The organism is Lapillicoccus sp. (genome assembly GCF_036559105.1).
Lineage (GTDB): Bacteria > Actinomycetota > Actinomycetes > Actinomycetales > Dermatophilaceae > Lapillicoccus.
In genome coordinates, this window is the sequence record NZ_DATBTV010000105.1 from 1 (window position 1) to 21144 (window position 21144).

A 21144-nucleotide genomic window follows, 5' to 3' on the forward strand; every position below is an offset into this window, starting at 1 on the left:
GACGACGCTCCCCGACGCGAGCGTCGACGTGGCCCACGCGCGGTGGGCCTACTTCTTCGGCCCGGGGTGCGAACCCGGACTGGCCGAGCTGGACCGGGTGATGCGCCCCGACGGGACGGCGTTCGTCGTCGACAACGACGCCACGCGGTCGACGTTCGGGACGTGGTTCCGGCGCAGCCTGCCGAGCTACGACCCGGAGGCCGTGGAGCGGTTCTGGCTGCGCCAGGGCTGGTCACGGCGGCCGCTGGACATCGCCTGGACCTTCGACTCCACGGAGGACTTCGCCCGGGTGCTGCGCATCGAGTTCCCGGGCGCGCCCGCCGAGGAGATCCTCGCCGCCGACCCGGACCGCACCGGCGTGGACTACGCCGTCAACCTCTGGTGGCGGCACTTCTGAGCACCGGGCCGATCGACATGAACGAGTCCGTTCTCGGGGTCGGAAACGGCGGATTCGGCGGTTCGTTCCTGTCGAACTGCACCCTTGGCTTGGCCGGCGTGTGGGCGCGTCGGTGGTCGGCGGCATGATGTCGCGGTGACGACCATCGTCTTCCTCCATGCTCACCCCGACGACGAGTCGACCCAGACCTCAGGTGCCATGGCCCGGGCCAGCGCCGAGGGCGACCGGGTCGTCGTCGTGTATGCGACGAACGGCGACCACGGCGACGCGCCGGAGGACCTCGCCGATGGTGAGACGGTGGTCCATCGACGGCGGGTCGAGGCCGAGGCGTCGGCACAGGCGACCGGCACCCAGCAGATCGTGTGGCTCGGCTACGCCGACTCCGGCATGAGTGGCTGGGACCAGAACGACGCCGAGGACGCGTTGCACGGCGCCGACGTCGACGTGGTCGCGAAGCAGCTGGCCGCCGTCCTCGACGAGGAGGACGCCGACGTCCTGGTGGGGTACGACTGGCACGGCAACTACGGCCACCCGGACCACGTCAAGGTCCACCATGTCGCGCACCGTGCCGCCGAGCTGGCGGCCCGGCGACCGCGGCTGCTCGAATCGACGATGAACCGCACCCGCATGGCAGCCGACCGACAGGCCCGCCTCGACCGCGGCGAGAAGGTCGACTGGGACCCCAGCGCGCCGATGGACGACGGGAACCCGCTCGGCTCGACCGAGGAGGAGATCTCCTGGGAGGTGGACGTGTCCCCCTACCTCGAGCAGCGGCGCGCCGCCGTGCGTGCGCATGAGAGCCAGGGCGACACCGCCTGGATGCGGTCCATGCCTGACGAAGAGTTTGCGACCATGTTCGGCGCCGAGTACTACATCGAGCCCGGGCGGACCGAGCCGATCGAGAAGGGCTGGCCCTTCCGGCCGCCGGACTGAGCCGGACCGAGCCGGACTGAGCCGGACCGAGCCGGACCGAGCCGGACCGAGCCGGACCGAGCCGCACTGAGCCGGACCGAGCCCGACCCGACTGAGCCGGTCTGCGCCGCCCGTCACGGACCCGCCTCCCGGAGGCTGTCGGCGCCGTCGCCTAGCGTTCGGCGCATGGCATCCAGGGCGTCGGCACGAGCGAGCGGCTACCGCTGCGCCGAGTGCGGCTGGACCACGGTCAAGTGGGTCGGCCGGTGCGGTGAGTGCCAGACCTGGGGGTCGGTGGCCGAGGTCGGGGTGCCGACGATCCGTACGACCGCCGCGACCTCGGTGTCCCAGCCGGCGCTGCGCATCGGGCAGGTCGACGTCCAGCACGCCACTGCGCGCAGCACCGGGGTCAGCGAGCTGGACCGCGTCCTCGGCGGCGGGCTGGTGCCGGGCGCCGTGGTCCTCGTGGCGGGCGAGCCGGGCATCGGCAAGTCCACGCTGCTCCTCGACGTCGCCGCTCGCGCGGCCCGGGGCGGCCAGACCGTGCTCTACGTCAGCGGGGAGGAGTCCGCGGCCCAGGTCCGGATGCGCGCCGAGCGGATCGAGGCGATGGCGGCCAGCCTGTTCCTCGTGGCCGAGACCGACCTTGCCACGGTGCTGGGCCAGGTCGAGGCCGTGCAGCCCGACCTCGTCGTCGTCGACTCCGTGCAGACCATCGCCAGCGCCCAGGTCGAGGGGTCCGCCGGCAACGTCAGCCAGGTCCGCGAGGTGGCGGCCAGCCTCATCCAGGCGGCCAAGAGCCGCGGCATCGCCGTCCTGCTCGTCGGCCACGTGACCAAGGACGGGTCGATCGCCGGCCCACGCATCCTCGAGCACCTCGTCGACGTCGTGGTCCAGTTCGAGGGCGACCGGCACTCACGGCTGCGGCTGGTCCGTGCGGTGAAGAACCGCTACGGCCCGACCGACGAGGTCGGCTGCTTCGACCTCTCCGACGTCGGCATCGTCGGGCTCGCCGACCCCAGCGGACTGTTCCTCTCCAACCGCGACGTGAGCGTCGCCGGCACCTGCGTCACCGTCACCCTGGAGGGCCGGCGCCCGCTCGTCGCCGAGGTCCAGGCGCTCATCGCGCCGAGCAACATCCCGTCCCCGCGCCGGGCCACGCACGGCCTCGACGCGAGCCGCGTCGCCATGGTCATGGCCGTCCTCGAACGCCGCGCCCGAGTGCCGATCGGCGGCAGCGACGCCTACGTGTCGACGGTCGGCGGGGTGCGCCTCGGTGAACCGGCCGCCGACCTCGCCGTCGCGCTCAGCATCGCGAGCTCCGTCGTCGACGCCGCCCTGCCGCCCCAGGCGGTCGCGTTCGGCGAGGTCGGACTCGCCGGCGAGCTGCGGCCGGTGTCGGGTATGCCGCGCCGGCTCGCCGAGGCCGCGCGGCTGGGGTTCCGGGTCGCGTTCACCCCGCGCGGAGTCATGGGTTCCGGACCGATCCCGGACGGGCTGCGGGTCATCGAGGTGGCCGACGTCGCTGGCGCCGTGGTCGCCGCGCTGGACGTCCCCGCCCGACACGGCCCGCGCGGGTAACCCCAGGGTCCCCGCGAAGGATCGGAGCGAAGCGTAGAACTTCGTGGGGTGGTTAGACTCCCCGCGAGCCGACCGGCCACAGGGGACGAGCCGGGGCGGCCGCCGAGTGGGAGGACATGGGGCCGTGGTCACACCCGTCGACCGCACCGACGACGACCTGCTGAGGGCCACCCTCGCTGCGGTCGCGCCGGGCACCGCGCTGCGCGACGGACTGGAGCGGATCCTGCGCGGGCGCACCGGTGCGCTCATCGTGCTCGGCAACGACAAGGTCGTCGAGTCGATCAGCAGTGGCGGCTTCCCGCTCGACATCGACTTCTCCGCCACCCGGCTGCGCGAGCTGTCCAAGATGGATGGCGCGATCGTCCTCGACCGCGACGTCAACCGGATCCTGCGCGCCAACACCCAGCTGGTGCCCGACCCCAGCATCGAGACGTCGGAGTCCGGCACCCGGCACCGCACCGCGGAGCGGGTCGCCATCCAGACCGGCATCCCTGTCGTCTCGGTCAGCCAGTCGATGCAGATCATCGCGCTCTACGTCAGCGGCCGGCGGCACGTCGTCGAGGGCAGCGCCAACATCCTGTCCAAGGCGAACCAGGCCCTGCAGACCTTGGAGCGCTACAAGGGTCGCCTCGATGAGGTCACCTCGACCCTGTCGGCGCTGGAGATCGAGGACCTCGTCACCGTCCGCGACGTGGCCAGCGTGCTGCAGCGCCTCGAGATGGTCCGCCGGATCAGCGAGGAGATCTCCGACTACGTCGTCGAGCTCGGCGACGACGGCCGGCTGCTCGGCCTCCAGCTCGAAGAGCTGGCCGGCGGCCTGGGCAACGACCGCGAGCTGGTGATCCGCGACTACATCGACAGCTCGAAGTCCGGCCGCACCGTCGAGGAGGCGCTGGACGCGCTGATGGAGCTGACCTCCGCCGAGCTGCTCGACCTGGGCGCGGGCGCCCGCGCGGTCGGCTTCACCATCGTCGGCGACGCCCTCGACAGCGCGGTCAGCCCGCGCGGGTACCGCCTGCTCACCAAGGTCCCACGGTTGCCCCCGGCGATCGTCGACCGCCTCGTCGACCACTTCGAGTCGCTGCAGCGCCTCCTGGCGGCCAACCTCGAGGACCTCATGAGCGTCGGCGGTGTCGGCGAGAGCCGGGCCCGCGCGGTCCGCGAAGGTCTGTCCAGGCTCGCCGAGTCGAGCATCCTCGAGCGCTATGTGTAGGTCGCTCGCCCGGCTCCACAGGCTCGCCGAGTCGAGCATCCTCGAGCGGTACGTCTGACCCCAGGTGGACCCGCTCGCTCCTTCGCTGCCCGTCCTGCACGACCGCGTCAACCGCTGGTATGCGGCGAACGCCCGCGCTCTGCCCTGGCGCCTCCCGGGGACGTCGGCCTGGGCGGTCCTGGTCTCCGAGGTGATGTCGCACCAGACCCCGGTGGCGAGGGTCGAGCCGGTCTGGCGGGAGTGGCTGGCCCGCTGGCCCACTCCGGCCGACCTCGCCGCCGAAGCACCAGGAGAGGCGGTACGCGCCTGGGGACGGCTGGGCTACCCCCGCCGCGCGCTACGGCTGCACCAGGCCGCCCGCGCCATCGTGGAGCGTCACGGCGGTCAGGTGCCGACCACCGAGGAGGCGCTGCGCGCACTTCCGGGGATCGGTGCGTACACGGCGGCCGCGGTGGCCTGCTTCGCGTTTCGTCAGCCGACGGTGGTCGTCGACACCAACGTGCGCCGGGTCCTCGTGCGGACGCTGCTCGCCGAGGCGCAGGCCGCCCCGGCGATGATCCGGTCCGAGCATGACCTCGCGGTCGCCGCGCTGCCGGAGGATCGGGACGACGCGGTCGTCTGGAACGTCGCCGCGATGGAGCTGGGGGCGCTCGTGTGCACCGCTCGGTCCCCGCGGTGCGACGTGTGTCCCGTCGCCGACCTGTGCGCCTGGAACCGAGCGGGGCGACCGGCATACACCGGACCCCTGCGACGCGGCCAGGCCTGGGAGGGCACCGATCGGCAGGCCCGCGGCGCCCTGCTCGGCGTCCTTCGCGCCGCAACCGCGCCGGTCAGCGGAGCGGACCTGCGCGAGGTCTGGCCCGCCGACCCACAGCGGATGCGGTGCCTCGACTCGCTCGTCGCCGACGGGCTGGTCGAGCCGCTGGCCGGCGACCGCTACCGGCTGCCGGCCTGAATCCCGGTCGCTAGACCACGAGACTGAGCCCGATGACGAAGATGAACCCGACGACGGAGATCACCGTCTCCATGACCGACCAGGACTTGATGGTCTGACCGACGGTGAGGCCGAAGTACTGCTTCACCAGCCAGAACCCCGCGTCGTTGACGTGGCTGAAGAACAGTGAGCCACAGCCGATCGCCAGCACCAGCAACGCCAGGTGCGACGTGGAGAGCGTCCCGGCGAGCGCGCCGACGATGCCGGCCGCCGTGGTCGTGGCGACCGTCGCAGAGCCGGTGGCGAGCCGGATCCCGACCGCTACCAGCCAGCCGAGCAGCAGCACCGAGATGTTCGCCCCGGTGGCCCAGTCGGCGATGACGTTGGCCACCCCCGCGTCGACGAGCAGCTGCTTGAACCCGCCACCGGCCGCGACGATGAGCAGGATGCCGGCAATGCCGGGCAGGCCGGAGCCGAGCGACTCGTTGGTCTGCTCCCGACGCATCCCGGCGCCCTTGCCGAGCGTGAAGTAGGACAGCAGTACCGCGAGCAGGAGCGCGATCGCCGGTGCCCCGATGGTGTCGAAGATCTGCCGCGCGAGGCTGCCGCTGGGGGTCGCGAGGTCGCTGATCGCCTTGAGCAGCATGAGCAGCACGGGCAGCACGATGGTGATGAGGGCCGCGCCGAACGACGGCCGTTTGGTGAGATGAGCCGAGGCGGTGCCCTGCTCCTCCACCCTGGGGTCGTCCGTGCCTTGTTCGCGGTAGTCGGCACCGACCGCGCGGCTGTCGCGCTCCAGCAGCCCGACGTCCGCCGTCCCGCCACCGCCGCCGGCGGACACCTTCTGCAGCTCGCGGTCGTGGGTCCGTGCGTCGATGGCGGGCTCCCCCAGAGAGGCTGGGGCGTACACCGGCACCCACCGGTCCATGAGGCGTCCGAGCAGCGGCCCGGAGATGATCAGCGTCGGGATCGCGACGATGAGACCGAAGATGAGGGTCTGGCTCTGGTCCGCCTTGAGCAGCGCGATGGCCGTCTGCGGGCCGGGGTGCGGAGGAACCAGCCCGTGGAGGACCGAGAGGCCCGCGAGGGCCGGGATCCCGATCCGCATCAACGTCGAGTTGGCGCGACGCGCCACCATGATGACGACCGGGACGAGGATCACCACGCCCACCTCGAAGAACAACGGCAGCCCGATGATGGCGGCGATGAGGGCCATGCCCCACGGGAGCATGTTGCCGGAGAGTCGGTCGGTGATCCGGTTGACGATGTTGTCGGCCCCACCCGAGTCGGCCAGGATCTTGCCGAGCATCGCGCCGAGGGCGATGAGGATGCCGACCGCTCCGGCGGTGCTGCCGAACCCGTTGGTGAAGCTGGTCAGCGCGGCCGTCGGGGCGATCCACGCGACGGCGGCCAGCGCCGCAGAACCGAGGATCAGCGCGAGGAACGGGTGCATCTTCAACCAGCTGATCAGCACGACGATGACGGCGATCCCGGCGAGGCACGCCAGGATCAGCTGACCGTTCCCGGCCGTGCTGATCGGGTCGGCGAGCGGCGAGATGGACGGTGAGGTACTGAGGACGGCTCCAACGGCGGACATGCGACCTCCAGGTGGCGGACGGTTCAGACGGGGGGCGTAAGGCCCAGGGCGTGCAGCACGCGGTCGAGCACCTCGGTCTCGCTGCCGGCACCGGAGACGGTGACGCCGGGCTCGTCGTCCTCGAGCGGCTCGAGGGTGGCCAGCTGGCTGGGCAGCAGGGATGGCGGCATGTAGTGGCCCTCGCGGTGGTCGAGGCGGTCGGCGATCGTCGACTCCGGCGAGGTGACGTGGCAGAACCGCACCGCCGGCCGGTCCTCGCGCAGCAGGTCGCGGTAGACGCGGCGCAGCGCCGAGCACGTGACGACCGCGGAGACGCCCGCGTCCTCCTGCTCGCTCATCCAGTCGCCGATGAGGCGCAGCCACGGCCAGCGGTCCTCGTCCGTCAGCGGGACGCCGCTGTGCATCTTCTCGACGTTGGCCTCAGGGTGGAACGCGTCACCCTCGGCGAACAGCCAGTGCATGCTCACCGCGATGCCCTTGGCCACCGTCGTCTTGCCCGATCCGGCGACGCCCATGACGACGACGATGTCGGGTTCCTGTCCCTCCCGGGAGGCCTGCATGGCAGCCACCCTAGTCACCTGCGGAGCCGACGCACCTCTGGCGCTCCTACGCTGTTCTGGTGAGCCCTTCCGCCGGGATCCCCGCCGACGCCGTCGCCTTCTACGCCGAGCTCGAGGCGAGCAACACCAAGTGGAGCCGCGAAGGCATGACTGACGCAGTCAGACAGGCCTACGCGGACTGGTGGACCGCCAACAAGGAGCGCTACGAGCACTCCGTGCGCGAGCCGTTCGCCGCCCTGACCGACGCGCTGGCCGACGAGTTCGGCGAGTCGCGGATCTTCCGGCCCTACCGCGACGTCCGTTTCTCCGCCGACAAGACGCCCTACAAGACCGAGCAGGGCGCCATCGTCACCAGCCCGGAGGGGACCGGCGACTACGTGCGTGTGGGGTCGGACCGGCTGACGACGGGGCCGGCTACATGCACGCCATGCCCGACCAGGTGGCCCGGTACCGGTCAGCGGTCGACGCCGACCCGACCGGGGCGGAGCGGTTGGGCATCGTCGATACGTTGCGCCGGAAGGGTTTTCAGATCGGCGGCGAGACGCTCGCCACGCGCCCGAAGGGTGTTCCCGCCGACCATCCCCGACTCGACCTGTTGCGCCACAAGAGCCTCATCGCCTGGCGCGACCGCGGGAACACCGGCGTGGATGAGCACCGGCTCCGTGGTGCGCTACGTCCGCGACGACTGGCGGTCGATGCGGCCGATGGTCGACTGGGTCCGCCGGAACGTGGGGCCCACCAGCCTGCCGACCCCGGCCATCCGACGGCGCTGACGCCTCAGAGCCGCAACGCGTCCTCGAGCGCACGCCGCATCACGGGCCGGTCCGCGACGACGCCGGTCCAGAGCTCCATGTTCACGGCCGCCTGGGCCACCAGCATCCCCAGCCCGTCCAGCGTCCGGCAGCCGCGGTTCTGGGCCTCCCGCAGCAGTCGGGTCTGCGGCGGGTTCGGGACGACGTCGGCGACGAGGTCGACGCCGGCCAGGGTCTCGAGGTCGAGGTCGACCATCCCTTCGACGTCCGGCTGCAGGCCGGCGTTGGTCGCGTTGACGAGGATGTCAGTGCCCACCGGGACGCCCATCGACGGGACCAGCTCCAGCGCGTCCGCGGAGGCCGGGGTATGCGTACGCACGAGGTCCGCGAGGACCTCCGCCTCGCCGAGGCGACGGGCCACGACCGTCACGTGCGCGGCGCCGGCCAGCGCGGTCTCCACGACGATGGCCCGCGCGGCGCCTCCGGCACCTAGCACGCATATCCGCGCGTCGGCCGGGCTGCGCATCGTCCGCAGCGCTCCGACGAAGCCCTGACCGTCGGTGTTCTCCCCCGTCATCACGCCGTCGCGGATGACGACGCAGTTGACCGCGCCGATGATCCGCGCCGAATCGGCGAGTCCGTCGATCTGGTCGATCACGGTGACCTTGTGCGGGATCGAGCAGTTGAACCCGGCCCAGCCCATCGCTCGGGCGCCTCGGACGGCGTCGGCCAGGTCCGCAGGAGAGACCTGGCAGTTGAGGTAGCGCGCGTCCAGACCGTGGTGCCGGTAGGCCGCCTCCATGACCGCGACGGTTGGGTTGTCGGCCGCGGGCGTCGAGAACGACCCGGTGAGCGTGCTGAGGAACGAGGCGTCGGTCACCCGGCCATCGTGACAGCCCACCCCCGGTTCAGAGCGCGAGCAGCATCCGGGTGTTGCCTAGCGTGTTGGGCTTGACCCGCTCCAGGTCCAGGAACTCGGCCACGCCCTCGTCGTACGACCGGAGCAGCTCCGCATACACCTGGGGCTCGACCGCCTGCCCGTCGATGGGCTGGAACCCGTGCCGCCCGAAGAACCCGGTCTCGAAGGTGAGGCAGAAGACCCGCTGGACGCCGAGGTCACGCGCGTCCTGCAGCAGCCCGGTGAGCAGGGCCGAGCCCAGCCCGCGACCCTTGAACTCCGGCCGCACCGCGACGGTGCGCACCTCGGCGAGGTCCTCCCACATCACGTGCAGGGCGCCGCAGCCGACCACCTCGCGGTCCACCTCGACGACCCGGAACTCGTGGACCGCTTCGTAGTACGCGACGGCGTCCTTGGAGACGATCCGCCGCGACCGCGCCATCGGCTCGACGAGCGACCGGATCGCGCGTACGTCCGGGGTGCGGGCCCGCCGCACCACGACCTCAGCGGACATCAGCGACCGGTCAGCGCCTGGCGCAGCAGATGGATGAGCGCGTCGAGCTGCACCGAGTCACCGGAGCCGACCTCCTGGTCGCTGCCGTCGAGCGCCCGTGCGGCCAGACCCTGCTTGCTGTCGATGAGCTCGGCGATCTTGCTGTCGATGGTCTGGGCGGCGAGGATCCGCCAGGCCGTCACCGGCTCGTCCTGGCCGATCCGGTGGACGCGGTCGATCGCCTGCTGCTGCTCGGCCGCGGTCCACGACAGCTCGGCGAGGACGACGTTCGACGCCGCGTGCAGGTTGAGGCCGACGCCGGCGGCGAGCAGCGAGCAGACCGCGACCGAGACGTCCGGGTCCTTCTGGAACGCGTCGATGGCCTGCTGGCGCTGGGTGCCGGTCTGGTCGCCACGGATCGAGACCGTCCGCAGCTCGGACTCCTTGAGGACCCGCTCGGCGATGTCCATGACGTCGATGTGCTTGGCGAAGAAGACCACCTTGCCCACCGAACGGGCCAGCTGTGCGGTGTAGTCCGCCGCCAGATGAGCCTTGGCCTGGCCGATCCGGCGGACCATGGTGAAGACGTTCTCGCCCTTCTCGCCACTGGAGCGTGACGACTCGAGCTCCTGCACGCATACCCGTCGCATGAGGTCCTCGTCGACCTCCACGGAAGCCGCGGCCGAGACGGCGAGCACGCCGTCCTGGCCGTCGCCCTGCTCCGCCTCGCGGGCGGCGAGGAGCCGGCGGTAGCTCGCCAGCAGCCGCTGGCCCAGCTCGCGCTCGGACGACCGGATCGACCGCGCCGCGTCGTCGTCGAGCTCGACGGGGATGTCGGCGATCCGCTTGTCCGGCAGGTCCTTGGCGACGTCGACCTTCCGCCGGCGCACGATCCCCATGTCGATCACGGCACCCCGTGCCCCCGCGTAGAACCCGCGGTCGGCCGGTGTGAGACCGATGGCCTCGAGCCGGCGCATCAGCTGGGGGCCGGGCTGGTCGCCCTTGACCCAGCCGAGGAAGCGCCAGATGGCGTTGAAGTCCTCGACGTCGTTGATCAGCGGGGTACCGGTGAGGGCGAGGAGCAACGGGTCGCCGCCCGGCGTGTTGTCGCGGATCTGCTGCGACAGGGCCAGCACGTGCTGGGAACGCTGCGACGTGAGGTTCTTGATGAAGTGCGCCTCGTCGACCACCATCGACCGGAACCCGAACGTCGACAGCCACGACAGGTGCCGGTCGAGGACCGTGTAGTTGACGACGAAGATGTCCGCGAAGGCGTCGACGTCGACGCCGTCGCCGTGGATCACCGTCACCCGGCGGTGCGGCGTCCACCGCTCGACCTCGCGGGCCCAGTTGATCTTCACGACGTTGGGAACGACGGCGAGCATGGGGTAGGCGTTCGCCACCGACGCGGCGATGACCGACTGGGCGGTCTTTCCCAGGCCGGGCTCGTCGGCGAGCAGGAAGGTCCGGTGCCCCTCGCGAACCGACTCGATCATCCGGATCTGGTGCGGCATGAGCTCCAGGCCGGGCGGCGAATACCGGTCGATGGACGGCATCGGCGGGAGCGCCATCGACGCCGACCCGCCGCCGGCCCCCTGCTCGAAGGCGCGGTACAGCGGGTCCATGAGGTCCCACCGGGCCAGCAGCCCGGCGCGGTACTCGTCGTCGCGCAGGTGGCTGAGGTCGGGAGCGAGGAAGGGGTTGGCGCGAACCCGGGCAGGGACCGAGGCCGGCATCACCTGCTTCGCCGCCAGCTCGGCGGACACCGCCGGGGTCCGCGGCGGGGCGCTCGTGGCGATGGCCATCTCCTCGGAGGTGACCTCCGCCCCGGACTCGATCAGCCACTCGAGCCGCATCCGCTGCGCGGCAGGCCCGGGCGGGGTACCGCCGTCGAGCAGGCGCAACAGGCTGGTGTCGTGGGCGGCCGTCTTGGCGAGGATGGTCGCCACCCCGTCGAGCCGCTTGAGCAGCTCGGTGCGGGCGGCCGGCGTGATCGCCGTGTCGGTCTTGATCCGTGCCCGCTCCTCGCGGACCAGCAGGGCGATGACCTGGAACTTCGTCCGCTTCGCCGGCCCGACCTTGCCCTCCATGGACTTCGCCTCGACCTCACGGACCCGCCGGGCGAGGATCGGGATGATCGGCGCCGGGTCGTCCCCGGAGCGCTGCCGGGTGCCCTGGTGGCCGGCGGACCCGTTCGGGCCGCCGTTGCCGGCCCCGTTCGTCGTCCTGCGGGTCCCGTTCGACGTAGCGGCCCCGTTCGACGCGGTCTGCGTCGAGGGGGCGGACGCACGGCGGGGCGACCGACGGCGGTCGGTGCTCGGCATACTCCTCCAGCTGTGATCGACTGCTGCCCACCTCGGGTCGCCACTCGGGCGAGGGGCTCGCGGCGTCCGCGGGCGCATACGGCCGGGTCGTCCCGGTCTACCGCTGCACCGGCATCCGCCGGAGGTGGTCGGCGCGGCCGTCGGAGATGCGGACAGAAGCATCATGCGGCGCGTTCAGGTACAGCCTACGACGTTCGGCGGGGTGATGTGCACCCGACCGCGCACCCGCTGTCGCGGGATGTGTGGGGTAGTTTCGCGTGACATGTCGGACCGATCCCCCCAGATCGCTTTCCGCGTCGCCGGTGCCATCGTTCTCGTGGCGGCCCTCGGTGCGTGTGGTGCAGCGCCCGACCCCCGGGGGCCGGCCGAGCCGGTCGCCCTCGGGGTCAGCGTTTCCCCGTCCAGCACCGCGGCGAGCCGGGGCGCCACGACGACATCGGCGACCACGCCGCCCGACAGTGCTCCGGCGTCCTCCGCACCAACCAGCTCAGCGGCCCAGCCCGCCCCCGCCGCGCCTCCGGCACCAACGACAGCCACTCCGGCTCGCACCACCACGGTCAAGCCGGCCCCGAAGCCCGCGCCGGCCTCCACCACTCCCACGGCCACTCCCAAGGCCACCCCGAAACCGGTCCCAGCCCCGCCCCCGCCACCGCCACCGCCACCGAGCGGGGGGACGTCGCCGTACGAAGCACAAATCCTCACTCTGGTGAACGCCCAGAGGAGTAGCGCCGGGCTGCGCCCCCTCAGCGCCCAGTCGTGTCCGGACTCGTTCGCCCAGCCCTGGTCGCCGAAAATGGCCGCGGCCGGCGGGATCTCCCACCAGTCGCTCGGTCCGATCCTCAGCCGGTGCGGGGCGCGCGCTGCCGCGGAGAACGTCGGCATGACCAGCGACCAGGACCCCGCGGCCATGGTCGCGCTGTTCATGGGCTCGCCGCCGCACCGCGCCAACATCCTCAGCGGCAGCTACACCGGCATCGGGATCGGCGCCTACCGGGATGCGCGGGGGGTCTGGTGGGTGACCCAGGACTTCGTGGGCTGACCCGCACACCCCGCGGTTCGTCGGTATGCGGAAGGCCGCCTCCCGTGGGAGGCGGCCTTCCGGTGTGGCGTCAGGCGGAGGCGGCGCCCGTCGAGTCCTGGGGTCCCGACGAGCCACTGCCGACGGTCTCGTCGACCGGTGGGGTGTCCGGGATCTCGGGGAGGGTCTCCTCGCGCTTGCTGCCGGTGAAGATGAACGAGGCGTCCTTCCAGCCCTGCTCGTCCGTCCACGCGGTGTCGACGAGGACGAACTCGCCGGACTTCAGCTCGCCGTAGAGGATCTTCTCGGACAGCACGTCCTCGATCTCGCGCTGGATCGTCCGACGCAGCGGCCGGGCGCCGAGCACGGGGTCGTAGCCCTTCTTGGCGAGCAGGTTCTTCGCGCCCACCGTGAGCTCCATGCCCATGTCCTTGTCCTTGAGCCGCGTGTCGAGCTTCGCGATCTCGAGGTCGACGATCGCGACGATCTCGGCCTGGGTCAGCTGCGGGAAGACGATGGTGTCGTCCACGCGGTTGAGGAACTCGGGACGGAAGTGCTGCTTGAGCTCGTCGATCACCTTGTTCTTCATGCGGTCGTACTCGCTGCGCGTGTCGGGACCGGCGGTGAAGCCGAGGCTCCCCTTGCTGATGTCCCGCGTACCGAGGTTGGTCGTCATGATGATCACGGTGTTCTTGAAGTCGACCATCCGGCCCTGCGAGTCGGTGAGGCGGCCGTCCTCGAGCACCTGCAACAGGGTGTTGAAGATGTCGGGGTGGGCCTTCTCGACCTCGTCGAACAGCACGACCGAGAACGGCTTGCGCCGCACCTTCTCGGTGAGCTGGCCGCCCTCCTCGTACCCGACGTAGCCGGGCGGGGAGCCGAACAGCCGCGAGACGGTGTGCTTCTCCGAGTACTCCGACATGTCGAGCTGGATGAGGCTGTCCTCGTCGCCGAAGAGGAACTCCGCGAGCGTCTTGGCCAGCTCCGTCTTACCGACACCGGTGGGTCCGGCGAAGATGAACGAGCCACCAGGGCGACGCGGGTCCTTGAGACCGGCCCGCGTGCGCCGGATCGCCTGGGACAGCGCCTTGATGGCGTCGTCCATGCCGACGATCCGCTTGTGCAGCTCCTGCTCCATGTTGAGCAGCCGGCTGGACTCCTCCTCGGTCAGCTTGAACACCGGGATGCCGGTGCTGGCCGCCAGGACCTCGGCGATCAGCTCCTCGTCGACCTCGGCCACGACGTCCATGTCGCCGCTCTTCCACTGCTGCTCGCGCTCGGCGCGCTGCTGGGAGAGCCGCTTCTCGTCGTCGCGCAGCCGCGCCGCCTTCTCGAAGTCCTGGCCGTCGATGGCCGCTTCCTTCTGGCGACGGACGTGCGAGATCTTCTCGTCGAACTCCCTCAGGTCCGGCGGCGCCGTCATCCGACGGATCCGGAGCCGCGCTCCGGCCTCGTCGATGAGGTCGATCGCCTTGTCCGGCAGGAACCGGTCGTTGATGTAGCGGTCGGCGAGGTTGGCCGCGGAGACCAGCGCCGCGTCGGTGATCGAGACGCGGTGGTGTGCCTCGTAGCGGTCGCGCAGGCCCTTGAGGATCTCGATGGTGTGGGCCAACGTCGGCTCGGCCACCTGGATCGGCTGGAACCGGCGCTCGAGCGCCGAGTCCTTCTCGATGTGCTTGCGGTACTCGTCGAGGGTGGTCGCCCCGATGGTCTGCAGCTCGCCACGGGCCAGCATCGGCTTGAGGATGCTCGCCGCGTCGATGGCGCCCTCGGCGGCACCCGCACCGACGAGGGTGTGGATCTCGTCGATGAAGATGATGATGTCGCCGCGGGTGCGGATCTCCTTGAGGACCTTCTTCAGCCGCTCCTCGAAGTCACCGCGGTAGCGGCTGCCGGCCACGAGCGCGCCGAGGTCGAGCGTGTAGAGCTGCTTGTCCTTGAGCGTCTCCGGGACGGTGCCCCGGACGACGTCCTGGGCGAGACCCTCCACGACGGCGGTCTTGCCGACGCCCGGCTCCCCGATGAGGACCGGGTTGTTCTTGGTCCGGCGCGACAGCACTTGCATGACGCGCTCGATCTCCTTCTCGCGCCCGATGACCGGGTCGAGCTTGCCCTCGCGCGCCGCCTGGGTGAGGTTGCGGCCGAACTGGTCGAGGACGAGGGACCCCGCCGGGGTGCCCTCCGCCTGTCCCTGGCCCTGGCCGACGCCCGCGCCGGCCTTCTCGCCCTGGCCGCCCTGGTATCCCGCGAGCAGCTGGATGACCTGCTGGCGCACCTTGTTGAGGTCGGCGCCGAGCTTGACGAGGACCTGGGCGGCGACGCCCTCGCCCTCGCGGATGAGGCCGAGCAGGATGTGCTCGGTCCCGATGTATGTGTGTCCGAGCTGGAGGCCCTCCCGGAGCGAGTACTCCAGGACCTTCTTCGCGCGCGGCGTGAAGGGGATGTGACCGGTCGGGGCCTGCTGGCCCTGGCCGATGATCTCCTGCACCTGTTCGCGCACGGCGACGAGGGAGATGTCAAGGTTCTCGAGCGCCTTGGCGGCGAGACCTTCGCCCTCGTGGATGAGCCCCAGCAAGATGTGCTCGGTGCCGATGTAGTTGTGGTTGAGCATGCGCGCCTCTTCCTGCGCGAGCACCACCACTCGTCGGGCCCGATCTGTGAACCGTTCGAACATCGCCAAAGCTCCCTACCTTTGTCGGCCTCTCACGTACTGCCGAGACATCTCGATGGTATGCGAGTTGCCTGTCAGTGCCCCTCGGCTTTCGAACCGTGGATGTCCCGTGGTGCGTGCGTTGAGGTTGCGATGGGAGGAACGCCCCGGCCTACGGGCCTGTTCCCGTCGTTGAGTCAGGTCGGCTCACGTTCGCCGTCGGCGAAACCTCGACGCGATCACGACCGGATCACGACCGGTCCTGTGGGGTCCAGGCGGGGTTGCGCCGGAACAGCGGGAACGCGTTGAACGTGCCGCCCGAGTCGAAGTTCACCGACCAGTGGTCCAGCACCCAGCCGTTGGCCTCGACGGCGTCGACGCTGTCCATCCAGGCGGTGGTCTCGCCGGCCGGTGCGCCCCACTGGGTGAGCTTCAGCCGGGCGACGAACGTCGGCCGGCCCTGCTGGTATGCGGCGATGGCCTGCGCTCGCAGCGCGTCGAGGTCGGACTCCTGGCTCATCCGCCAACCCTAGGTGGCGGGCGTGCTCGGGTCACGAAGGAGCGGAACCAGCGTCAGGGCGCCGACTTAGCTCCACCGAAGGTCTTCAGCCCCAGATCGTGGCGCTTCATTGACCCCAGATGGTCAGCTCGTCACCACGATGACGCCTCGGTCAGCGGCGGCGCTGGCAGCGGCCGCACCAGAACAGGTTGCGGCCGGCCACGACCTGGGTGCGCACCTTGGACCCGCAGACCCGGCACGGCTCGCCGGCGCGCCGGTAGACGTAGTAGCGCCGCGCCATGCCCGAACCGCCCACCCCGGCGCCCGGGTCGTCGTCGTCCTCGGAGCCGTCCTCAAGGTCAGCGTCCCGGACGGCGTCCTCGACCGCGCCCGCCTCCGAGGCGACCTCGGCCACCGACGCGACCACCCCGGCCGGTCCGCGCCCGACCCACCGCGCCGAGTCGGTCCAGGTGGACGTCAGCTCCGGAACCCGTCCGGCCGCCACCAGCTCCTCGGCGCGCTCGACCTGGTCGTCCATGGTGAGGATCTGGTTGAAGGCGACCCCGAGCGGCATCAGCCGCACCAGATCGGTCCAGATCGCGTCCCACGTCCGCTTCCGGATCTCGCGACCCGGCCGGAACGGGCTCACCCGGTGCCGGTAGAGCACCTCGCACCGGTAGACGTTGCCGACCCCCGCGAGCGCCGCCTGGTCCATCAGCAGCTCGGCGATGGTCCGCCCCGACCGCGAGACCTTGGTCCACGCGCGGGCCGGGTCGGCGTCGGCTCGCAGCGGGTCGGGGCCGAGCCGGGCGAGCGTCGCGGTCACCTCGTCGGGCGTCACGACCTGGCAGATCGTCGCCCCGCGCAGGTCGGCCAGGTAGTCGTCGTTCACCATCCGCAGCCGCACCTGGCCCCAGACCGGCGGAACCGACGCATACCCGGTGATCCGGTCCACCGCGAACTTGCCGATGAGCCCGAGGTGGACGTTCAGCCACGCCTCACCGGAGAACTCGACGAACAGGTGCTTCCCGTAGGCGGTCGCCTCCACCACCGGGCGGCCGTCCAGGATCGCGGCCCCCTCGGCGAACGGTCCTTGCGGCGACGACACCGCGGGAGCCGTTCCGGCGAAGGCAGCGTCCAACGACTGCGCCAAGCGGTGCAGCGTGTGGCCCTCGGGCACTCAGCTGGCCTTCTTCTTCGCGGCCGTCTTGGTGGTGGTGGTCTTCTTGGCCGCCGTCTTCTTCGTCGCGGTGGTCTTCTTGGCCGGCGTGGTCTTGGCCGCCGTCTTCTTGGCCGGAGCCGACTTCTTCTCCACGGGCTCACCGCGGGACGCCTTGGCGCGGTCGACCGACCGCTGCAGCGCCTCGAGGAGGTCGACGACCTCGCCGGTGTCCTGGGGCTCCGGCGCGTGTGTGACCTCGCCGCCGGAGAGCTTGGCCTCGACCATGTCGTGCACGGCCTCGGAGTAGTCGTCCTGGAACTCGTCGGGGTCGTAGTCACCTGAGAGCGAGTCGATGAGCATCGTCGCCATCGACAGCTCGCGCTCGGTCGCGCTCCCGACATCGCCGAGGTTGGCGAAGTCGGCCGAGCGCACCTCGTCCGGCCAGATCATCGTCTGCAGCACGACGATGTTGTCGCGGACCCGCAGCACCGCCATGTTCTTGCGGCTGCGGATCGCCACGGACACCAACGCCATCCGGTCGGCGGCCTCCAGGGCGTCGCGCAGCAGCGCGTAGGCCTTGGCGGCGCCCTTCTCGGGCTCGAGGTAGTAGGAGCGGTCCAGCAGCATCGGGTCGACCTGCTCGGAGGGCACGAACTTCTCGACCGCGATCTCCTTGCTCGACTGGTTGGGCAGGTTCTTCAGGTCGTCGTCGGTGATGACGACCATCTCGCCGTCCTCGGTCTCGTAGCCCTTGGCGATGTCGTCGTAGGACACCTCCTCGCCGTCGATCGCGCAGACGCGCTTGTAGTGGATCCGGCCGCCGTCCTCCCGATGGACCTGACGGAACGAGATGTCGTGGTCCTCGGTGGCCGAGTAGAGCTTGACCGGGACGTTGACCAGCCCGAAGGAGACGGCGCCCTTCCACATCGCGCGAGGCATACCGACACTCTCCCAGACGGGGCCGACAACCGCAGCGTCCCCGATCCCGAAAACCCGCCGCGCCCTGCCAACTTGGTGTTAACGTAATTAACATGAACACCGCCCGGGCCTACGTCATGACCGAGCGGGCGCGCTCGACCGCGGCGACCGGTGAGCGGATCCTCGACGCGACGGTCGAGCTGTTCGTCGAACGCCCGTACGCCCACGTGACCCTCCGCGATGTCGCGGACCGGGCCGGCGTCACCGTGCAGACCGTCATCCGCCGCTTCGGCGACAAGGAGGGGCTCACCGCCGCCGCCGCCGACCGGACCCGGGTCCAGGTCTTCACCCACCGCGGCGCCGCGCCCATCGGCGACCTCGAGGGGGCCATCGACAACCTGGTCACGCACTACGAGGACGTCGGCGGTCTGGTGCTGCGGCTGCTCTCGGAGGAGGACTCGGTCCCGCAGCTCGCGGCGATGACCGCCGAGGGCCGGGCCGTCCACCGGGAGTGGTGCGCGCGGGTGTTCGCCCCCTACCTCGCTCCGCTTCGGGGCGTCGACCGTACGCGTCGCCTCGCCCAGATCGTCGCGGTCTGCGACGTCTACACGTGGAAGGTGCTGCGTCATGACGCCGGTCTCAGCCAGCGCCAGGTGGCGACCGCCGTCGTCGAGCTGCTCGAACCCCTGACCACCCTCTCCCTCAACCGCGCGGCACCACCGAAAGGCCAGTGATGACAAGGATTCTCGCGTACACCTCACCCGCGATCGGGCACCTCTTCCCGATGATCCCCATCCTCCTCGAGCTGCGCGACCGCGGGCACGAGGTCCACGTCCGCACCCTGCCCGAGCAGCTGGACCTCGTTCGAGGCCTGGGGCTCCCCGCTGAGGCCATCGACCCTGGCATCCGTGCTCTTCCCGCCGACGACTACAGCGGGAAGAACCCGAAGGAGGCCCTCGACCGGGCGGCCGCCCTGTTCTGCGCCCGCGGCGAGCTCGACGGACCGGACCTGGACCGAGCGCTCCGGGACGTGGGCCCGGACCTCGTGCTGGTCGACACCAACTCGTGGGGTGCGTGCGACGCCGCCGAGGCGTGGGGCGGCCCGTGGACGATCTTCAGCCCCTACACCCCGGCGATCTCGTCAGCCGGCACGCCGCCCTTCGGTCCCGGGCTGCTGCCCATGCGTGGTCCGCTCGGCCGGCTCCGTGACGCGGCGGTCCGCCCTCTGGTCATCGGCGCGGTCGAGAAGAGCATGAAGCCGAGGATGAACGCTCTGCGCGCCCACTACGGCCTGGCCCCGGTCGGCTCGGCGGACGAGTACTTCCGTCGGGCCCCGCTCATGCTGGTGACGACGTCCGAGCCGTTCGAGTACCCCCACCCCGACTGGGGTGACGGGATCCGAATGGTCGGTGCGCTGCCGTGGGAGCCGCCGACCGCTCGGCCGGGGTGGCTGGACGACCTCGACGGCCCGGTCGTCCTCGTCACGACCTCGTCGGAGTACCAGGCCGACGAGGCATTGGTCCGGGCCGCGCTCGAGGCCCTCGAGGACGAGCCCTACACCGTCATCGCGACGATGCCGGCCGGGGTGAACCATATCGGCGAGGTGCCGAGGAACGCCCGCGTCGAGGAGTTCGTCCCGCACGGCCACGTCCTGGACCAGACCGCCGTCGCGGTGACGCACGGTGGCATGGGAGCGACCCAGAAGGCTCTGGCCCGAGGCATACCCGTGTGTGTCGTGCCGTTCGGTCGGGACCAGCTGGAGGTCGCCGCGCGGGTCGTCCACGCCGACGCCGGCTCACGCCTGGCCGTCAAGAAGCTCTCCCCGTCGGCACTCCGGGACGCCGTACGTACCGCCGCGACCAAGCAGGCCGGGGCCGCTCGGGTCGCGGCCGGCTTCGCGGCCGCCGGAGGCGCACCCGCCGGGGCCGACGCGATGGAGGCGCTGCTCACCCCCGCGCGGCACTGAGCTCGGCCAGCCGGCCCGCGAGGTATGCGCGCTCCGCCGGGTTCGCGCTCAGCTCGACGGCGGTCCGGTATGCCTCGACCGCCTCCGCGACCCGGTCGGCCCGCCGCAACAGGTCGGCCCGGGCCGCCTGGTACGCGTGGTAGCGGTCGAGACCCTGCACGGACGCCAGCGCCTCCAGCCCGGCCTCCGGCCCGTTGCACTCGGCCAGCGCAACGGCGCGGTTGAGCGCCACGACGGGGGTTGGCGTCACCGCGTACAGCTGGTCGTAGAGCGCGACGATCTGTCCCCAGTCGGTGTCCTGCGCGCGGCCGGCGTCGGTGTGGACCGCGTTGATGGCCGCCTGGATCTGGTACGGACCCGGGCGCCCTCGGCGCAGGCAGGCCCGGACGAGGTCGTGCCCCTCGGCGACCAGCCGGGCGTCCCACAGCGTGCGGTCCTGCTCCGGCAAGGTCACCAGCACTCCGTCGGCGAAGCGAGCAGGTCGACGCGCCTCGGTCAGGAGCATGAGGGCGAGCAGGCCCAGCACCTCCGGCTCGTCGGGCATGAGGGTCGCGAGGAGGCGGACCTGCCGGATCGCCTCGGCGGACAGGTCGGTGCGGACCTCGACGTCGGGCGACGAGGGCAGGTAGCCCTCGTTGAAGACGAGGTACAACGTGGCGAGGACGCCGGCCAGCCGGGATGGCAGCTCGTGGTCCGGCGGGACGCGGTAGGGGATGTGCGCGGCCTTGATCTTCTGCTTCGACCGGGTCAGCCGCTTGCTCATCGCCGCCTCGTCGACGAAGAAGGCGCGGGCGATCTCGGCCATCGTCAGTCCGCCGAGCAGTCGGAGGGTGAGCGCCACCTGGGCGTCGCGGGCGAGGGCCGGGTGGCAGCAGGTGAAGATGAGCCGGAGACGGTCGTCGGGGACGGAGCTCACGGTGTCGGGGTCGACGGGTTCGTCGTCGAAGGGTCCGAGCATGGCGGCGGCCTGCGCGTGTCGCGCGTCGCGGGTGGACTCCCGGCGGAGCCGGTCGATGGCGCGGTTCTTGGCGGTCGTCGTCAGCCACGCCCCCGGGTTGGGGGGCGGTCCGGACTGCGGCCAGCGGGACACCGCCTCGACGAACGCCTCCTGAGCGACGTCCTCGGCCAGCTCGATGTCCCCGAACCGCCGCACCAGCGCCGCGACGACCCGGCCGTACTCCTCGCGGAAGACCCGCTCGACCGTGGTGTCGGTCGAGGGGTTCGCGAGAGGTGCCGGGTCGTCGCCGGGTGCGGGAGTCGGCACGCGACG

18 protein-coding genes and 3 pseudogenes are annotated in these 21144 nt (G+C 71.2%); 11 read left to right on the plus strand and 10 right to left on the minus strand.

The window, feature by feature from the left end:
- The 5 genes and pseudogenes from VIG79_RS13550 to VIG79_RS13570 all read left to right on the plus strand — a co-directional run.
- Positions 1-397 (plus strand): annotated as a pseudogene (locus VIG79_RS13550) (SAM-dependent methyltransferase); the annotation flags it as partial.
- A gap of 135 nt (positions 398-532) precedes the next feature.
- Positions 533-1330 (plus strand): PIG-L deacetylase family protein, encoded by a 798-nt coding sequence (locus tag VIG79_RS13555; RefSeq protein WP_331886468.1) that lies wholly within the window; start codon positions 533-535, stop codon positions 1328-1330.
- 165 nt (positions 1331-1495) lie between these two features.
- Positions 1496-2890: a DNA repair protein RadA gene (gene radA, locus VIG79_RS13560; RefSeq protein ID WP_331886470.1), complete on the plus strand. Its 1395-nt coding sequence runs from the start codon at positions 1496-1498 to the stop codon at positions 2888-2890.
- A 124-nt stretch (positions 2891-3014) separates the two neighbouring features.
- Entirely contained in the window at positions 3015-4103 is a 1089-nt protein-coding gene (gene disA / locus VIG79_RS13565; protein WP_331886472.1) for a DNA integrity scanning diadenylate cyclase DisA, read from the plus strand.
- Positions 4104-4167: 64 nt separating this feature from the next.
- Positions 4168-5058: an A/G-specific adenine glycosylase gene (locus VIG79_RS13570; RefSeq protein WP_331886474.1), complete on the plus strand. Its 891-nt coding sequence runs from the start codon at positions 4168-4170 to the stop codon at positions 5056-5058.
- 10 nt (positions 5059-5068) lie between these two features.
- Here VIG79_RS13570 and VIG79_RS13575 read toward each other — a convergent pair whose 3' ends face one another.
- Together VIG79_RS13575 and VIG79_RS13580 are read right to left on the minus strand one after the other, a co-directional pair.
- Entirely contained in the window at positions 5069-6634 is a 1566-nt protein-coding gene (locus tag VIG79_RS13575; RefSeq protein ID WP_331886476.1) for a GntP family permease, read from the minus strand.
- Positions 6635-6657: 23 nt separating this feature from the next.
- On the minus strand, positions 6658-7194 hold the full coding sequence (locus tag VIG79_RS13580) for a gluconokinase (RefSeq protein ID WP_331886479.1): 537 nt from the start codon (positions 7192-7194) through the stop codon (positions 6658-6660).
- A gap of 146 nt (positions 7195-7340) precedes the next feature.
- On the opposite strand from VIG79_RS13580, the pseudogene VIG79_RS19850 reads away from it, so the two are divergent.
- A pseudogene (locus tag VIG79_RS19850) lies at positions 7341-7574 on the plus strand (DUF2461 family protein); the annotation flags it as partial.
- A 47-nt stretch (positions 7575-7621) separates the two neighbouring features.
- Positions 7622-7780: pseudogene (locus VIG79_RS19855) on the plus strand (TIGR02453 family protein); the annotation flags it as partial.
- A 191-nt stretch (positions 7781-7971) separates the two neighbouring features.
- On the opposite strand, the gene VIG79_RS13590 reads toward VIG79_RS19855, so the two are convergent.
- From VIG79_RS13590 to VIG79_RS13600, 3 genes are read right to left on the minus strand one after another with little or no spacing between them, the layout of a single operon-like run.
- Positions 7972-8826, minus strand: a complete 855-nt coding sequence (locus tag VIG79_RS13590; protein WP_331886484.1) for a shikimate dehydrogenase — start codon at positions 8824-8826, stop codon at positions 7972-7974.
- Positions 8827-8854: 28 nt separating this feature from the next.
- The gene (locus VIG79_RS13595) at positions 8855-9358 is read right to left on the minus strand and encodes an amino-acid N-acetyltransferase (protein ID WP_331886486.1); all 504 of its coding nucleotides are present in this window, start codon (positions 9356-9358) and stop codon (positions 8855-8857) included.
- Entirely contained in the window at positions 9358-11427 is a 2070-nt protein-coding gene (locus tag VIG79_RS13600) for a DEAD/DEAH box helicase (protein WP_414672636.1), read from the minus strand. Before VIG79_RS13600 ends, VIG79_RS13595 begins: the two co-directional genes overlap by 1 nt.
- Between VIG79_RS13600 and VIG79_RS19860 the strand changes: the two genes are divergently transcribed.
- Positions 11426-11677, plus strand: coding sequence for a hypothetical protein (locus VIG79_RS19860; RefSeq protein WP_414672637.1), 252 nt, complete (start codon positions 11426-11428; stop codon positions 11675-11677). The two genes, VIG79_RS13600 and VIG79_RS19860, sit on opposite strands and share 2 nt — an antisense overlap.
- A 690-nt stretch (positions 11678-12367) precedes the next feature.
- The gene (locus VIG79_RS13605; protein WP_331886490.1) at positions 12368-12700 is read left to right on the plus strand and encodes a CAP domain-containing protein; all 333 of its coding nucleotides are present in this window, start codon (positions 12368-12370) and stop codon (positions 12698-12700) included.
- Positions 12701-12770: 70 nt separating this feature from the next.
- Here VIG79_RS13605 and VIG79_RS13610 read toward each other — a convergent pair whose 3' ends face one another.
- The 4 genes from VIG79_RS13610 to VIG79_RS13625 all read right to left on the minus strand — a co-directional run bounded on the left by VIG79_RS13610 (position 12771) and on the right by VIG79_RS13625 (position 17929).
- Positions 12771-15353, minus strand: coding sequence for an ATP-dependent Clp protease ATP-binding subunit (locus VIG79_RS13610; protein WP_331886492.1), 2583 nt, complete (start codon positions 15351-15353; stop codon positions 12771-12773).
- Positions 15354-15579: 226 nt separating this feature from the next.
- Complete coding sequence (locus tag VIG79_RS13615) at positions 15580-15849, minus strand: hypothetical protein (protein ID WP_331886494.1); 270 nt, start codon at positions 15847-15849, stop codon at positions 15580-15582.
- Positions 15850-16000: 151 nt separating this feature from the next.
- On the minus strand, positions 16001-17008 hold the full coding sequence (locus VIG79_RS13620; RefSeq protein ID WP_331886496.1) for an Fpg/Nei family DNA glycosylase: 1008 nt from the start codon (positions 17006-17008) through the stop codon (positions 16001-16003).
- Complete coding sequence (locus VIG79_RS13625; protein WP_331886498.1) at positions 17009-17929, minus strand: Ku protein; 921 nt, start codon at positions 17927-17929, stop codon at positions 17009-17011. It abuts the gene before it with no gap.
- Between the two features lie 92 nt (positions 17930-18021).
- Between VIG79_RS13625 and VIG79_RS13630 the strand changes: the two genes are divergently transcribed.
- Together VIG79_RS13630 and VIG79_RS13635 are read left to right on the plus strand one after the other, a co-directional pair.
- The gene (locus VIG79_RS13630; protein WP_331886500.1) at positions 18022-18642 is read left to right on the plus strand and encodes a TetR/AcrR family transcriptional regulator; all 621 of its coding nucleotides are present in this window, start codon (positions 18022-18024) and stop codon (positions 18640-18642) included.
- On the plus strand, positions 18642-19874 hold the full coding sequence (locus VIG79_RS13635; RefSeq protein WP_331886502.1) for a glycosyltransferase: 1233 nt from the start codon (positions 18642-18644) through the stop codon (positions 19872-19874). Before VIG79_RS13630 ends, VIG79_RS13635 begins: the two co-directional genes overlap by 1 nt.
- Here the strand turns inward: VIG79_RS13635 and VIG79_RS13640 are convergent.
- Positions 19855-21138 (minus strand): RNA polymerase sigma factor, encoded by a 1284-nt coding sequence (locus VIG79_RS13640; RefSeq protein ID WP_331886504.1) that lies wholly within the window; start codon positions 21136-21138, stop codon positions 19855-19857. The genes VIG79_RS13635 and VIG79_RS13640 overlap by 20 nt on opposite strands.
- Between the last annotated feature and the right edge of the window lie 6 nt (positions 21139-21144).

Bases quoted from the DNA above. Each gene is read 5' to 3' on its own strand.
- VIG79_RS13580 (WP_331886479.1), bottom strand. From the start codon at position 7,194: ATGCAGGCCTCCCGGGAGGGACAGGAACCCGACATCGTCGTCGTCATG.
- VIG79_RS13610 (WP_331886492.1), bottom strand. From the start codon at position 15,353: ATGTTCGAACGGTTCACAGATCGGGCCCGACGAGTGGTGGTGCTCGCG.
- VIG79_RS13615 (WP_331886494.1), bottom strand. From the start codon at position 15,849: ATGAGCCAGGAGTCCGACCTCGACGCGCTGCGAGCGCAGGCCATCGCC.
- VIG79_RS13600 (WP_414672636.1), bottom strand. From the start codon at position 11,427: ATGGAGGGCAAGGTCGGGCCGGCGAAGCGGACGAAGTTCCAGGTCATC.
- radA (WP_331886470.1), top strand. From the start codon at position 1,496: ATGGCATCCAGGGCGTCGGCACGAGCGAGCGGCTACCGCTGCGCCGAG.
- VIG79_RS13595 (WP_331886486.1), bottom strand. From the start codon at position 9,358: ATGTCCGCTGAGGTCGTGGTGCGGCGGGCCCGCACCCCGGACGTACGC.
- VIG79_RS19860 (WP_414672637.1), top strand. From the start codon at position 11,426: ATGGACTTCGCCTCGACCTCACGGACCCGCCGGGCGAGGATCGGGATG.
- VIG79_RS13635 (WP_331886502.1), top strand. From the start codon at position 18,642: ATGACAAGGATTCTCGCGTACACCTCACCCGCGATCGGGCACCTCTTC.
- VIG79_RS13575 (WP_331886476.1), bottom strand. From the start codon at position 6,634: ATGTCCGCCGTTGGAGCCGTCCTCAGTACCTCACCGTCCATCTCGCCG.
- VIG79_RS13625 (WP_331886498.1), bottom strand. From the start codon at position 17,929: ATGCCTCGCGCGATGTGGAAGGGCGCCGTCTCCTTCGGGCTGGTCAAC.
- VIG79_RS13630 (WP_331886500.1), top strand. From the start codon at position 18,022: ATGAACACCGCCCGGGCCTACGTCATGACCGAGCGGGCGCGCTCGACC.